Source organism: Stenotrophomonas sp. SMYL41 (assembly GCF_036319965.1).
Taxonomy (GTDB): domain Bacteria; phylum Pseudomonadota; class Gammaproteobacteria; order Xanthomonadales; family Xanthomonadaceae; genus Stenotrophomonas; species Stenotrophomonas maltophilia_R.
In genome coordinates this window covers 1-13,839 of record NZ_JAWIRX010000005.1, presented here as the reverse complement: position 1 = coordinate 13,839, position 13,839 = coordinate 1, and the positions used below count along the sequence as shown (strand labels likewise).

12 protein-coding genes are annotated in these 13,839 nt (G+C 68.2%); 6 read left to right on the top strand and 6 right to left on the bottom strand.

Annotated features, from left to right (window positions below; genetic code table 11):
• Positions 1–89: 89 nt before the first annotated feature.
• Both glyS and glyQ read right to left on the bottom strand, forming a co-directional pair.
• Positions 90–2,165, bottom strand: coding sequence for a glycine--tRNA ligase subunit beta (glyS, locus tag V3B30_RS07435; protein WP_262084189.1), 2,076 nt, complete (start codon positions 2,163–2,165; stop codon positions 90–92).
• A gap of 87 nt (positions 2,166–2,252) precedes the next feature.
• Positions 2,253–3,164: a glycine--tRNA ligase subunit alpha gene (gene glyQ / locus V3B30_RS07430; RefSeq protein WP_132811058.1), complete on the bottom strand. Its 912-nt coding sequence runs from the start codon at positions 3,162–3,164 to the stop codon at positions 2,253–2,255.
• Positions 3,165–3,247: 83 nt separating this feature from the next.
• Here glyQ and V3B30_RS07425 point away from each other — a divergent pair, with 83 nt between their 5' ends.
• Genes V3B30_RS07425 through V3B30_RS07415 form a run of 3 tightly spaced genes read left to right on the top strand, consistent with a single transcriptional unit; the run spans position 3,248 to position 6,764 of the window.
• Positions 3,248–5,083 carry a GspE/PulE family protein gene (locus V3B30_RS07425; RefSeq protein WP_049446899.1) on the top strand — a complete coding sequence of 612 codons (1,836 nt, stop codon included), beginning with the start codon at positions 3,248–3,250 and terminating at the stop codon, positions 5,081–5,083.
• Entirely contained in the window at positions 5,055–5,801 is a 747-nt protein-coding gene (locus tag V3B30_RS07420; RefSeq protein WP_262084187.1) for a glutamine amidotransferase, read from the top strand. The genes V3B30_RS07425 and V3B30_RS07420 overlap by 29 nt, the downstream gene beginning before the upstream one ends.
• Positions 5,802–5,852: 51 nt before the next feature.
• Entirely contained in the window at positions 5,853–6,764 is a 912-nt protein-coding gene (locus V3B30_RS07415) for a BPSS1780 family membrane protein (RefSeq protein ID WP_262084186.1), read from the top strand.
• Positions 6,765–6,848: 84 nt separating this feature from the next.
• Here the strand turns inward: V3B30_RS07415 and tatC are convergent, their stop codons facing one another.
• The 4 genes from tatC to V3B30_RS07395 all read right to left on the bottom strand — a co-directional run bounded on the left by tatC (position 6,849) and on the right by V3B30_RS07395 (position 9,291).
• Positions 6,849–7,598, bottom strand: a complete 750-nt coding sequence (gene tatC, locus V3B30_RS07410; RefSeq protein ID WP_100474831.1) for a twin-arginine translocase subunit TatC — start codon at positions 7,596–7,598, stop codon at positions 6,849–6,851.
• Complete coding sequence (gene tatB, locus V3B30_RS07405; RefSeq protein ID WP_262084185.1) at positions 7,591–8,055, bottom strand: Sec-independent protein translocase protein TatB; 465 nt, start codon at positions 8,053–8,055, stop codon at positions 7,591–7,593. The genes tatC and tatB overlap by 8 nt, the downstream gene beginning before the upstream one ends.
• 15 nt (positions 8,056–8,070) lie before the next feature.
• On the bottom strand, positions 8,071–8,298 hold the full coding sequence (gene tatA / locus V3B30_RS07400) for a Sec-independent protein translocase subunit TatA (RefSeq protein ID WP_012512521.1): 228 nt from the start codon (positions 8,296–8,298) through the stop codon (positions 8,071–8,073).
• A 75-nt stretch (positions 8,299–8,373) separates the two neighbouring features.
• Positions 8,374–9,291, bottom strand: a complete 918-nt coding sequence (locus tag V3B30_RS07395; RefSeq protein ID WP_329809645.1) for a YSC84-related protein — start codon at positions 9,289–9,291, stop codon at positions 8,374–8,376.
• 165 nt (positions 9,292–9,456) lie between these two features.
• Between V3B30_RS07395 and hemH the strand changes: the two genes are divergently transcribed.
• The 3 genes from hemH to V3B30_RS07380 all read left to right on the top strand — a co-directional run bounded on the left by hemH (position 9,457) and on the right by V3B30_RS07380 (position 13,666).
• The gene (gene hemH, locus V3B30_RS07390; protein WP_262084183.1) at positions 9,457–10,419 is read left to right on the top strand and encodes a ferrochelatase; all 963 of its coding nucleotides are present in this window, start codon (positions 9,457–9,459) and stop codon (positions 10,417–10,419) included.
• A complete protein-coding gene (locus V3B30_RS07385) occupies positions 10,416–11,270 on the top strand; it encodes an alpha/beta hydrolase (protein WP_262084182.1) in 855 nt (284 codons plus the stop codon). The genes hemH and V3B30_RS07385 overlap by 4 nt, the downstream gene beginning before the upstream one ends.
• A gap of 290 nt (positions 11,271–11,560) precedes the next feature.
• Complete coding sequence (locus V3B30_RS07380; RefSeq protein WP_262084181.1) at positions 11,561–13,666, top strand: methyl-accepting chemotaxis protein; 2,106 nt, start codon at positions 11,561–11,563, stop codon at positions 13,664–13,666.
• Positions 13,667–13,839 lie beyond the last annotated feature (173 nt).

Below are 13,839 nucleotides of genomic sequence, written 5' to 3'. Positions count from 1 at the left end.
GATGCCGGCAATGACCCCGATGGACATCCGCCGTCGATGCGGTGCGCGGTGGTAATGCCGGCCAGCGGCCGGCACTACCGATACGGGCGTCAGCTCGACAGATGCTCGATCGCCGCGACCTTGCCCAGGCGCTCGCCCAGCATTGTCAGCAGCGCCAGGCGGTTGCCACGCAGCGCCGGATCCTCCGCATTGACCATCACGCCATCGAAGAAGGCGTCGACCTGCGGGCGCAGGCGGGCCAGGCGGGCCAGCACGGCCACGTAATCCTTGTGCTGCAGGCTGGCGCCGGTGTCGTCGATGGCTGCGGTGACCGCTTCGGCCAGCGCGCGTTCGGCATCTTCCTGCAGCAGCGCCGGGTCGATCTGGGCCGGAATGTCGCCCTCGGCCTTGCGCAGAATATTGCGGATGCGCTTGTTGGCCGCAGCCAGCGCCTCCGCTTCCGGCAGTGCCGCGAAGGTGCCGATCGCATCCAGGCGGCGGTCGAAGTCGTACAGCGAGGCCGGCTTCAGCTCGGCGACGGCGTTGAAGTGCGTGGCCGGCACGCCCTTGTCGGCGTAGTAGCCCTTCAGGCGGTCGAGGATGAAGTCGTACAGCTCGCCGACATCGGCCTGCACGTTGCGCGCGGCCAGGCCGGCGTTGGCGCTGGCCAGCAGCGCGCGCAGGTCCAGCTCGAAGCCGCTTTCGATGATCGTGCGGGCCAGGCCCAGCGCGTTGCGGCGCAAGCCGAACGGGTCCTTGTTGCCGGTCGGCTTCAAGCCAGCGGCGAAGCCACCGGCCAGCGTGTCGACGCGCTCGGCGATCGCCAGCACCTTGCCCAGCGGCGACAGCGCGATGTCATCGCCACCGAAGCGCGGCTGGTAGGCCTCGTCGATGGCCAGCGCGACCTCGGCCGATTCGCCACCAGCCACGGCGTAGTGGCGACCGGCGATGCCCTGCAGCTCCGGGAACTCGTTGACCATGCGCGACTGCAGATCGTTCTTGGCCAGCTCGGCGGCACGCCTGGCCTGCGCGGCATCGGCCCCGGCCTGGGGTGCGATCACCTCGGCCAGGGCGGCCACGCGCGCGACCTTGTCGGCCACGCTGCCCAGCTTGGCCTGGTAGGTCACCGTCTTCAGGCCCTCGCCCATCGACACCAGGCCCTGCTTCAGGTCCTCGTCGAAGAAGAACTTGGCGTCGGCGAAGCGCGGGCGGATCACGCGCTCGTAGCCCTTGGCCACTTCGGCCACGTCCTTCGATTCGATGTTGGCGATGCCGATGAACTTCTCGGTCAGGGTGCCCGCAGCATCCAGCACCGGGAAGAACTTCTGGTTGATCTCCATCGTCTCGATCAGCGCTTCCTGCGGCACCGCCAGGAACGCACGCTCGAAGCTGCACAGCACTGCCGACGGCCACTCGACCAGGTTCACCACCTGCTCCAGGTTGTCGTCGGTGATGCGGGCGCTGCCACCGGCCTTGGCCGCGGCGGCCTCGACCTCGGCCACGATGCGCGCACGGCGCTCGCTCGGGTCGACCAGCACGAACGCCGCGCGCAGGGCTTCCACGTAGTCCTGCGGCTGTGCCAGCGACACCGTCTGATCGTGGTGGAAGCGATGGCCACGGCTGACACGGCCGGCCTGCAAACCGAACAGCTCGGCTTCGACCACGTTGGCACCGTGCAGCAGCACCAGCCAATGCGCCGGGCGAGCAAAGCCCCAGGCGTGGTCGCCCCAGCGCATCGGCTTGGGAATCGGCATCGCCGCGATCGCCTCGCGCAGGATCTCCGGCAGCAGGCTGGCGGTGCTCGCGCCCGGGGTCACCGCGCGGTGCACGAAGCGCTCACCCTTGTTGTCGGTGGTCTTCTCCAGCGCGGTCCAGTCGATCCCGGCCTTGGCGGCGAAGCCCTGCAGGGCCTTGGTCGGCTGGCCTGCGGCGTCCAGCGCGATGTTCAGGTACGGGCCCAGCACTTCGCTGTGCTGTTCCGGCTGCTCCAGGCCGACGCCCGGCAGCAGCACGGCCAGGCGGCGCGGGGTCGACAGCGGGCGCGCGTCGCCCAGTTCCAGCGCGACGCCGCGCTTGCGCAGGCCTTCGACAACACCGTCGAAGAACGCCTGGGCCAGGCCCGGCAGCGCCTTGACCGGCAGCTCCTCGGTGCCCAGTTCGATCAGCAGGGGGGACAGTTGGCTCATCGGTTCGATCCTGTGGTGGGGGCGCAGCGCGCAACGCGTCCGGCGCCCCGGGTAGTGGGTGAAAAGCGGGTCGGTGCGGGAGAGCCGTCAGGCCTTCTTCGCACCCGGGAAGCCCAGCTTCTCGCGCTGCTCGTAGTACGCCCTGGCCACCGCCTGGGCCAGCGCGCGCACGCGCAGGATGTAGCGCTGGCGCTCGGTCACGCTGATCGCGCGGCGCGCATCGAGCAGGTTGAAGGTGTGGCTGGCCTTCATCACCTGCTCGTAGGCCGGCAGCGGCAGGTTCACTTCCACCAGCTTCTGCGCTTCACGTTCGCAGGCGTCGAAGCGGTGGAACATCTCTTCCACGTCGGCGTATTCGAAGTTGTAGGTGCTCTGCTCCACCTCGTTCTGGTGGTAGACGTCGCCGTAGGTCACCGGCTGGCCGTCCGGGCCGTAGGTCCACACCAGGTCGTAGACGTTGTCGCAGTTCTGCAGGTACATGCACAGGCGCTCGAGACCGTAGGTGATCTCGCCCAGCACCGGGCGGCACTCCAGGCCACCGGCCTGCTGGAAGTAGGTGAACTGGGTCACTTCCATGCCGTTGAGCCAGACTTCCCAGCCCAGGCCCCAGGCGCCCAGCGTCGGCGATTCCCAGTTGTCCTCGACGAAGCGCAGGTCGTGCACCAGCGGATCGATGCCCAGCGCCTTCAGCGAATCCAGGTACAGCTGCTGGATGTTGTCCGGTGCCGGCTTCATCGCCACCTGGTACTGGTAGTAGCGCTGCAGGCGGTTCGGGTTCTCGCCGTAACGGCCGTCGGTCGGGCGGCGCGACGGCTGCACGTAGGCCGCGTTCCAGCTTTCCGGACCGATCGCACGCAGGAAGGTGGCCGGGTGGAAGGTACCGGCGCCCACCTCCAGGTCGAGCGGCTGGATGAGCACGCAGCCCTGCTGGGCCCAGAACTGGTTCAGGGTCTGGATCAGGCCCTGGAAGGTGATCGGAACGGTCGGGGTCGCGGACATGCGTACGAGTCTTGGCCGGCAAGGGGGTGCGCTAGTATAACGGCCGACCTGCGGGGCATTCCGTACCCGGGAGGAGCAGGCAGATGGAACATCGGCTGCCGGTGGGCACGCCCGGCGAGCCAGGCGGCGTCCCGCTGCCGTGGGGCCGCCTGCATTTCGAACAGGTCGGTGCGGCGCTGCTGGCCGACGGCCTGGTCGCCGAGCACGAGGGCGAGCGCATGCGGTTTTCCGCGCAGGGCGCGCGCAATGCCAGTGAAGTGCATCCGCTGGTGCTGCTGTCCAACCTCAAGCTGGCCGCCCGCGACGGTGGCGAGCTGACCCTGGAGCGCCTGACCGAATGGCTGGCCCGGCGGACCGGCAGCCGCTACCTGCGCATCGATCCGACCCGGGTCGACGTCGCGGCCGTCACCGCGCTGGTCTCCCACGCCTATGCCCGCCGCCACCGCTTCCTGCCGCTGGCGGTGGATGCAGAGCGCGTGCTGGTGGCCACCAGCGAGCCGCTGGTACAGGAATGGCGCCGCGACCTGCAGCACCTGACCCGCCGCCGCATCGAGCTGGCGGTGGTCAATCCGCTGGACCTGCACCGCTACACCATGGAGTTCTACGGGGTGACCCGCTCGGTGCGTGGCGCCCGCGGCGACGTCCGCGGCGAGGCCAACACCACCCTGCCCAGCTTCGAGCAGCTGGTCGAGCTGGGCCGCACGGGCGACGTCAACGCCGACGACCAGCACATCGTGCACATCGTCGACTGGCTGCTGCAGTACGCCTACGAACAGCGCGCCTCGGACATCCACCTGGAGCCGCGCCGCGAAATGGGGCGCATGCGCTTCCGCATCGACGGCGTGCTGCACAAGGTGTTCGAGGTGCCACCAGCGGTGATGACCGCCGTGGTCAGCCGCATCAAGGTGCTCGGCCGCATGGACCTGGCCGAACGCCGGCGCCCGCAGGACGGCCGCATCAAGACCCGCTCGCCAGGTGGCCGCGAAGTCGAGATGCGTCTGTCGACCATGCCCACCGCGTTCGGCGAGAAGTGCGTGATGCGCATCTTCGACCCCGATGCCGCCTTCAAGAGCATCGACCAGCTCGGTTTCAGCCCGCAGGAGGCCGCCGGCTGGAATGCGCTGGTCGAGCGTCCGCACGGCATCGTGCTGGTCACCGGCCCGACCGGCTCCGGCAAGACCACCACCCTGTATTCGACGCTGAAGCGGCTGGCCACGCCGGACGTGAACGTGTGCACGGTGGAGGACCCGATCGAGATGATCGCGCCCGAGTTCAACCAGATGCAGGTCCAGGCCAACATCGACCTGGACTTCGCCAGCGGCGTGCGCACCCTGCTGCGGCAGGACCCGGACATCATCATGATCGGCGAGATCCGCGACCTGGAAACCGCGCAGATGGCGGTGCAGGCGTCGCTGACCGGCCACCTGGTGCTGTCCACCCTGCACACCAACGACGCGCCGTCGGCGGTCACCCGCCTGCTCGACCTGGGCGTGCCGCATTACCTGCTGGCCAGCACCCTCAACGGCATCCTTGCCCAGCGCCTGGTGCGCACGCTGTGCCCGCACTGCAAGCAGCCGCACAGCCTCGGCGCCGCCGATTGGGCCGTGCTGGCTGATAGCCAAGCCGCATATCCAGATGCCGCCACGCCCTGTCGGCCGGTCGGTTGTCTGGAGTGCCGGCGCACCGGTTTCCTCGGCCGCATCGGCCTGTATGAGTTGCTGCCATTGGGCTCGCGGCTGCGCGGCCAGATCCGCGCCGACATGGATCTGGCCGGTTTCACCCGTGCCGCGCGGGCTGAAGGGCTGCGAACCCTGCGCCAGGCCGGGCTTGAAAAGGTGGCGCAGGGGCTGACTACAATCGAGGAAGTCCTGTCAGTGCTGCCGCCCCCGGATGAACCCAGCCCCGTTCCTGATCCTTGAAACCGGCCGACCGGTGCCGGCACTGCGCCGCTATGGGCGCTTCCCGCACTGGATCCGCGTCGCCGCCGGGCTGGAAGAGCACGAGACCGTGGTGGTGGATGTCGAACACGGGGATGCCCTGCCCGATGCGCATGGCTTCGCCGGTGTGCTGGTGACCGGCTCGGCCGCCTTCGTCACCGACCATGCCGAATGGAGCGAGCGCAGCGCGGCGTGGCTGCGCCAGACCGCCCACGCTGACCTGCCGGTATTCGGCATCTGCTACGGCCATCAGTTGCTGGCGCACGCACTGGGCGGGGAGGTCGCCTACAACCCGGCCGGGCGCGAGTCCGGCACGATTGAACTGCAGCTGCAGCCGCAGGCCGCGCAGGACCCGCTGTTCCAGGGCCTGCCGCAGCACTTCGCTGCCCACGCCACCCACCTGCAGACCGTGCTGCGCGCCCCCGATGGTGCCGAAGTGCTGGCACGCTCCCCGCTGGATGGGTGCCACGCCTTCCGCTGGGGGCGCCAAGCCTGGGGCGTACAGTTCCATCCCGAATTCGCCACCCACCACATGCGCGGCTATGTGCGTGCCCGCGCCGACTGCATCGGCCGCCACGGCGGCTGTGCCCGCAGCATCGAGCGTGCAGTCAGCGCCGCACCGCTGGCCCGCCAGCTGCTGCGCCGCTTCGTTCGCCAGGCGCGGCTGCCTTCAGCCCAGCCGGCGGCAAAACAGGGATAATCAGCGGCACGGGCAGCCGCCCGGCCCCCCTCCTGTCCTACCCGGATGTCCATGAAAGAGATTCGCAAGCTGCCGGCCTCGGCGGGCGCCCAGTGGTTGCTGGATACGTTCTCGCTGTACCGGCGTGCGCCGCTGCAGCTGGCCCGGATCGGCCTGGCCTGGCTGCTGGTGAGCTGGGTGGTCACCCTGTTGTCGACGCTGATTCCCGGCGCCGCCGGCATGGCGGTGCAGCTGATGACCCTGGCCATCTCGCCGATCATGTTCGGCGGCATGCTGTACGCCGTGGGTGAGATCGACGAAGGCCGCCCGGGCCTGGCCTCGCACCTGCTGCAGCCGATCCGCGACCATCGCGTCAGCCACCTGCTGGTACCGCTGGCGATCCAGGTACTGGCAGTACTGCTGCTGGGCGCGCTGCTGTTCATGATGATCGGCCGCGAGGGCTTCACCGCCTTCAGCGAGGTCATGACCAAGATGGAAGAGATCAGCCGCAGTGGCCAGCAGATCAAGCCGGACGATGCCGCTGCGCTGGTGGCCAACCTGCCGGCCAAGCGCATTGCGCTGTGGATGCTGCTGGTGTTCCTGAGCGCGGTTGCGCTGTCGCTGGCGATGTTCACCCAGCCGGCGCTGGTGGTGTTCGACAAGCAGAGCGGCATGCACGCCCTGCGCCTGAGCCTGCAGGGCTGCGTCGAGAACATCGGCGCGATGATCGTGTTCGCCGTACTCGGCCTGATCGCCGCGTTCTGCATCTACATCCTGTTCGTGATCGTTATCCAGATCGCGATGCTGATCGGTGGCCCGCTGGCCGCCGCCTTCATCGCGCAGCTGGTACTGACCACGGTGCTGATGCCGCTGTATGTCGGTGCGGTGTACGCCGCGTGGAAGCAGATGTTCGTGCACCGCGGCAGCCGCGCCGCGCCGCCGATCCCGACCACGCCGACGTCGAGCGACGTCTTCCACGCCTGACGAAAAAAGGGGACGGAGGGGATTAAGTCGTTTATGCCCAGTGTGTGCAGCTAACGACTTAATCCCCTCCGTCCCCTTTTCTTTTCAGGCGGCGGGTTTCTTCACCACCGACGACGGCACCAGCCAGCGCGCGGCATGGATGCCCAGCTCGTACAGCAGGCACATCGGTATCGCCAGCATCAGTTGCGAGACCACGTCCGGCGGGGTCAGCACCGCCGCCACCACGAAGATGCCGACGATCGCGTAACCCCGGCCCTCCTTGAACTGCTGCGGCGTCACCCAGCCCAGCAGCACCAGGATCACCATTGCCACCGGCAGTTCGAAACTGCCACCGAAGGCGAAGAAGATCGCCAGCACGAAATCCAGGTAGGCGTTCGCATCCGGGGTGATCGCAATCACGTCCGGACTGAAGGTGGTCAGGAAATGGAACACCGCCGGCAGCACCAGGAAGTAGGCGAAGGCACAGCCGGTGTAGAACAGCAGCACCGAAGACACCAGCAACGGCACCGCCAGGCGCTTCTCGCGCGCATACAGGCCCGGGGCAACGAACGCCCACAGCTGGTACAGCAGCCACGGCACCGCCACGAACAGGGCCACGAAGAAGGTCAGCTTCAATGGTGCGAAGAAGGCGCCAGCCGGATTGGTCGCAATCATCGTCTGCCCGTTCGGCAGCTGCGATACCAGCGGCTCGGCCAGCGCGTTGTACAGCTTCTGGGTAAACGGCAGCAGCGCCAGCAGCGCCACGCCCAGGCCCAGCAATGCGCGTACCAGGCGGCCGCGCAGTTCCACCAGGTGTTCGACCAGCGAGCTTTCGCCGAAATCCTGTTCACTCATGGCTGGCGCGCTCCGTGCTCTGCGGCGGCGGTGCACCGGCTTCAGGGGTTGTCGCCGGCGTCGGCTCGGGAGCAACGCGCTCCTGTACCGGTGCATCGGCATGGGGCAGGCCGCTCATATGCGGCGGCAGATCCGCGGGCGCCGGTGCGCGTACCTCCTGCGCCAGCGTATCGCCCTGCCGCTGCGCGTCCTGCGCTTCGCGACGGATCGCTTCACCGCTGGCGCGCAGCTGGTTCTCGGTCTCCTGCATGCCCTGGCGCACGTCCTGCATCTGCCGCTTGATGTCCTCGGCCTGCAGTTCGCGCTCCAGTTCCTGTTTCACCGAATCCCACTGATTGCGGGCGCGGCGCACCCACAGGCCGGCGAAGCGGGCCGCCTTGGGCAGGCGCTCGGGACCGAGCACCACCAGGGCGACCACTGCAATCACCAGCAGTTCGCTGAAGCCGATATCGAACACCGCAACCGCTCCGGATCAGCGAGGGGTGCGGTCGTGCTCGTCCTGCGCGGTGCGCGAGGCATCCTGGCTGCGCGATTCGTCACCCAGCTGCGCGTTCGGCTTGTCCTCGTCGCGCATGCCCTTCTTGAATTCCTTGACCGCCGAGCCGAGGTCCTTGGCGCCACTGGTCAGGCGCTTGGTGCCGAACACCAGCAGGACGATGGCCAGCACGACCAACCAATGCCAGATGCTGAAACTGCCCATAAAGACGCTCGTTACGTTAGTGATCAGGCTGTCGAGCATAGCGCACCGGCTGTTAGCCGGCGCGCGTGACGAAAGTCAGTTTCCGCCCAGCGTTTCCGTGCGGATTTCGCCGTCGTTGACCGGTTGGAAGCCCTGCTGCTGCGGCGGCGGGTTCTGCGGGACGTTCTGCAGCGGTGCGGTGGTGGCTTCGGCCGGGGCGGCCGGTGCTGCCTGAACAGGCGCAGGAGCGGCAGCCGGGGCCGGCACCGGGCGCGCGTTGCCACCGTTGCCACCGTTGCCACCGTTGCCACCGTTGCCATTGCGGTTGTTGCGGGCAGTGTAGGTAGCCTCTTCCAGACGATCACGGAAGGCGACCACGTCCATCGACGGCGATCCAACGGCGCGACCTTCGAAGATCATCCGCGGCGTGGTGTTGCTGCCGTAGGCCTCAAGGTTGGCGGCATCGTCGATCTGCAGCACCGCGCCATCCAACGCAACACCGGCGAACAGGCCGCGGGCACGCGACCAGGACCAGATTTCGGCCTTCAGCTGGCCGTCGGTGGCCGCAGCGGCATTGCGGCCCACCGGACCGGCGGCAACGCCGGCATCGGCGCCGAGGGTGAACTTGCCGTTGACCAGGTTGTCCAGGCTGCGGTCGTTGCGGAACACCAGCACCACGTCCGAAGACTGAACGCCGGCCTGGAAGCCGATGCTGCCACCGGTCAGCTTCACGAATACCGGGCTGGACCACGCGCCATTGGGCATGCGCACCGACATCAGGCCGTGGCCGCGGCGTCCGCCAATGACCAGACCGGCCTTGATCGTGTCGGGAATGACGATGACCGCGCGGCCTTCGTCGAGCAACTTGTCCGGAATTCCCTGTTCAGGGATTTCCTGGATTTCAGCCAGCACACGCACGGCATTGCGGGCACGCTGGTCTTCCTGCGGTCCGGCCATGGCCTGGCTGGACAGCAGGCTGGCGGCGATCAGCAGGGCTTGGATCGGGCGACGCATGGCAGGCTCCAGAAGTCAGTCCATAGGAAGATATAGCAAGTGACTGAAATTAGTGGTGTTGTCATGAATCGCCAATGAGCGCTCCCTGCTTGTATTGAGGCGCGCTATGCCTGCAATCGGAACCCTGCATCCCGGCGCGGCATCGGATCGGCGACAATACACGCCATGCTCGACGCACCCGATACCGCCGTGCTGGCGGTCAACCTAGGCACGCCCGAGACGCCGACGGCCCCCGCCGTACGCCGTTATCTGGCCGAATTCCTGTCCGACCCCCGCGTGGTCTCGATCCCGGCGCTGCTGTGGCAGCCGCTGCTGCGCGGGCTGATCCTGCCGCTGCGCAGCAGCCGTTCGGCGGCCAAGTACGCCCAGGTCTGGCTGCCGGATGGCTCACCACTGATGGTCCATACCCGGCAGCTGGCGCAGGCGATGCAGGCCCTGCTGCCAACCCTGAAAGTGCGTCATGCGATGCGCTACGGCGAGCCGGCCCTGGCCAGCGAGCTCGACCGCCTCGCCGCCGAAGGCGCACGCCGCATCGTGGTGCTGCCGCTGTACCCGCAGTATTCGACCACCACCACCGCCTCGGTCGAAGACCGCGTCGACGCCTGGCAGCGCCGCAATCCGGGCGTGACTGTCAGCCTGGTGCGTGACTACTCGATCGACCCGGGCTGGGTCGAAGCGGTTGCCGGCTCGATCCGGCGCTACTGGGATCAGCACGGTCGCGGCCATACACTGATGTTCTCCTTCCATGGCATCCCACAGCGCCTGGCCGACGCGGGTGATCCGTACCCGCAGCGCTGCGAAGCCAGCGCGCAGGCCATCGCCAACGCACTGGGCCTGGGCAAGGACGACTGGCAGATGGGTTACCAGTCGCGCTTCGGCCGCGAGCGCTGGCTGCAGCCTTACGCTGAGCCGAGCCTATGGGCGCTGGCCGAATCCGGCGTAAAGCAGATCGACGTGGTCTGCCCCGGCTTCGCCACCGATTGCCTGGAAACACTGGAAGAAGTCGCGATGGGCTTCACCGAAACGCTGGCGGAACGCGGCGCGACGATGCGCTACATCCCCTGCCTCAACGCCGAACCGGAACACGCGCGCGCCCTGGCGCGACTGGCCGTGGCCTCGCTGGCATGAATCTGCAGCCCTTTGAACTCGAGGTCGTTGGCGCGCGCGTCGCCGGCCTGCGCAACAGCAGCGAGGGCCCGCGCGTGCTGGCCCTGCATGGCTGGCTCGACAACGCCGCCAGCTTCGTACCACTGGCACCGCATCTGTCTTCGCTGCAGCTGGTGGCGATCGACCTGCCCGGCCATGGCCACAGTGCGCATCTGCCGGCCGGTGCCAGCTACACCACGGCGGCCGCGATCTGCCACGTACTTGATGTCGCCGACGCGCTGGGCTGGGACCGCTTCAGCGTGCTCGGCCATTCAATGGGCGCTGGCATCGCCAGCCTTACCGCCTCGGTCAGCGACCGTGTCGAACGCCTGGTGGCGATCGAAGCACTCGGCGGCCTGCGCGGCCCCGAGGAAGAAACCGCCCATCGCCTGCGCGAGCATGTGAACGCCACTCGTGCGTTGGCGCGCAAGCAGCTGCGCGTGTTCCCCGACCTGGCCGCGCCGATCCGCGCACGGATGATGACCAACCAGCTCAGCGAACCGTGCGCACGGCTGCTGGTCGAGCGCGGCGTGGAACCGGTCGAAGGCGGCTATCGCTGGTGCAGTGATCCACGCCTGATGCTCCCCACCGCGATCCGCCTCAGTGAAGGCCAGATCGACAACCTGCTGCAGGCCATCGCCTGCCCGACGCAGGTGATCTATGCCACACCGGCGCAGTCCTATTATCCCGAGCCGATGCGCAGCGATCGCCTGCAGCACCTGCGCGATGGACGGCTGGCAGTGTTTCCCGGCAACCACCACCTGCACATGGAAGCGCCGGCGCCAATCGCCGAGGTGATCCTGCGCTTCTTCAGCAACGACAACGCCGGCTGAGCGCAGGCGACCGCGCGCTTCACTCTGCGCGTTTGCGGCCGATACATCAGTTGCGGGCCCCTGCGCCCGCTGCACGCGGGTCCGGTCGGTCCTGCGGCATGTGTCTGGTTCTGCAAGGAAGTCCGCATGCCCGCTCTGCTGCACCGTCACCCACAGGATGTGGCCGCGGTGTCCCGTCTCCGCGTCGCTGATCGCGCCGCTTCCCCCGAATTCCCGGCACCCGCCCTGGTCACGCCCTGCTGCGTGCGCTGCGGCGTGCTCGTTGTCGTCTGCTGATCCAGGAGCCTCCGATGTCCAATGCATCCGCCCGTCCCCCCGATACCGCCCGCCTGTCGCACCTGCAGCAGCTCGCCCGCGGCGCCGACCGCCGCCTGCTGATCGGCAGCGCAGCGCTGGCCGTGACTGGCCTGGTGCTGGCCCTGCGCGGTCCGCACGGAATGACCGCCGCGTTGGCCGCGGGCGCGGTGTTGCCCGCCTTGTGGCTGGCTGGTCCGCTGGCAGGCCGCGGGATCGCGCGCAACGGCCTGGCGATACTGTTGTCGCTGCAGCTGGCCCTGTTGTGCGCGTTCGCCGGCCTGTCGCCGGCATTGCCGATCGCCCTGCTGCTGGGCGTGCTGCTGGGCCATCGCGATCGCCTGCCGGTGTGGCTGGCCGGTAGCATCGGCACGCTCGCACTGCTGGCACCGCTGCAGGCGGGTGCCGCGGTGGGGCCGACACTGCTGCAGGCCGCCATGCTCGCCGGCCTGACCCTGTTCCTTGGCCAGGTCGCACTGCGGCTCCGCCAGCAGACCGAAGCACTCGGCCACGGCCCCCGCCGGTTGGCTGCACTGGCGCGCGATATCGCCACCGGTGCCGATCTTGGTGCACACGCCGACACCAGCGCCTACGCACCGGGTTCGCTGGCCCATGCGCTGGCCGACACTGCACGCCATGTGCAGGCCCAGCGTGGACGCGAGGCGGAGGCGCACGCCGAGAACGCGCAGATCCGCCAGGCCCTCGATGCCTCGCGCACCGCGATGATGATTGCCGACAACGACCACGTGATCCGCTACGTGAACCGCTCGGTGGTAGCCCTGCTGCGCAACCAGCAGGCAACGTTGCGCCAGGCCTTCCCCGATTTCGATGCCGAGCGCTTGGTGGGCAGCAGCATCCATCGCTTCCACGCCAACCCGGACCGCATCCGCGCCATCCTCAATGGCCTGCAGGTCACCCACAACGGCAAGGTCCAGATCGGCCCAGTGCACTTCGCCCAGGTGGTTACTCCGGTCTTCGACGCACAGGGCCTGCGCCTGGGCTTCGCCGTGGAGTGGCATGACCGTACCCATGAGCTCGCGCTGGAGAACGCCGTCGCCGGCATCGTCGCGGCCGCCGCCGCCGGCGATCTCGACCAGCGCCTGCAGGCAACCGAAGGCGCCAGCTTCCTCGATGGCCTGACCGGTGGCATCAACCAGCTGCTGGATACATTGGGCAGTACCGTCGATGAAGTGCGGGAGATGCTCTCGGCGCTGGCCAGCGGCGATCTCGATCGACGCATGCACGGCGAGTATCACGGCGCCTTCGCTGCGATCCAGCGCGATGCCAACGCCACCGCCGCCCAGCTGGCGCGCATGGTCGGCCGCATCCAGCAGTGCGCCGCCTCGATCAGCACCGCTGCAAGCGAAATCGCTGCGGGCAATGGCGCGCTGTCCGAGCGCAGCGAGCGCCAGGCGGCGCACCTGCAGGAAACCGCCGCCTCGATGGAGGAGCTGACCGCCACCGTGCGCCAGAACGCTGCCCATGCACGCGAGGCGAGCCAGCTCGCGGTCACCACGCAGGCCGCCGCCAGCGACGGCAACGTCGCCATGCAGCGGGTGATCGACACCATGCAGGCGATCGAAGGCGCCTCGAAGCGGATCGGCGACATCACTGGCGTGATTGATGGTATCGCCTTCCAAACCAACATCCTCGCGCTCAATGCCGCGGTGGAAGCCGCGCGTGCCGGCGAGCAGGGCCGTGGCTTCGCCGTGGTGGCCAGCGAGGTGCGCGTGCTGGCGCAGCGTTCGGCCGCCGCCGCACAGGAAATCAAGAAGCTGATCGATGAAGCCGGTCGCCAGGTCGGCGAAGGTGCCCAGTTGGTGGCCGACGCCGGACAACATATGCAGGGCATTGTCGGGGGCGTGGAGAATGTCAGCCACCTGATGCACGAGATCTCGGCGGCCTCGCAGGAACAGTCGATCGGCATCGAGCAGATCAACCAGACCGTGGTGCAGATGGACCAGGCCACCCAGCAGAACGCCGCGCTGGTGGAGGAAGCGACCGCCGCAGCACGCGAGCTGCAATCGCAGGCAGGTACGCTCACCGAGGCGGTGTCGGTGTTCCGCCAACAGGAACCGCACGAGGTCTCGCGGGCCGCCTGATCGGGGCCTGCAACGCGAGCTGATGAAAACGGCGCCCGCAGGGCGCCGTTTTTTTGCCTGCCTTTGCGTGATGGGTCAGGAAAAGACCGCTTCCGGACCTGCCGTGGAGAGCGACCAACCCTGGCTGGCGCCGCATCCACACACGGCGGGGATCTACCGGTAGTGCCGGCCGC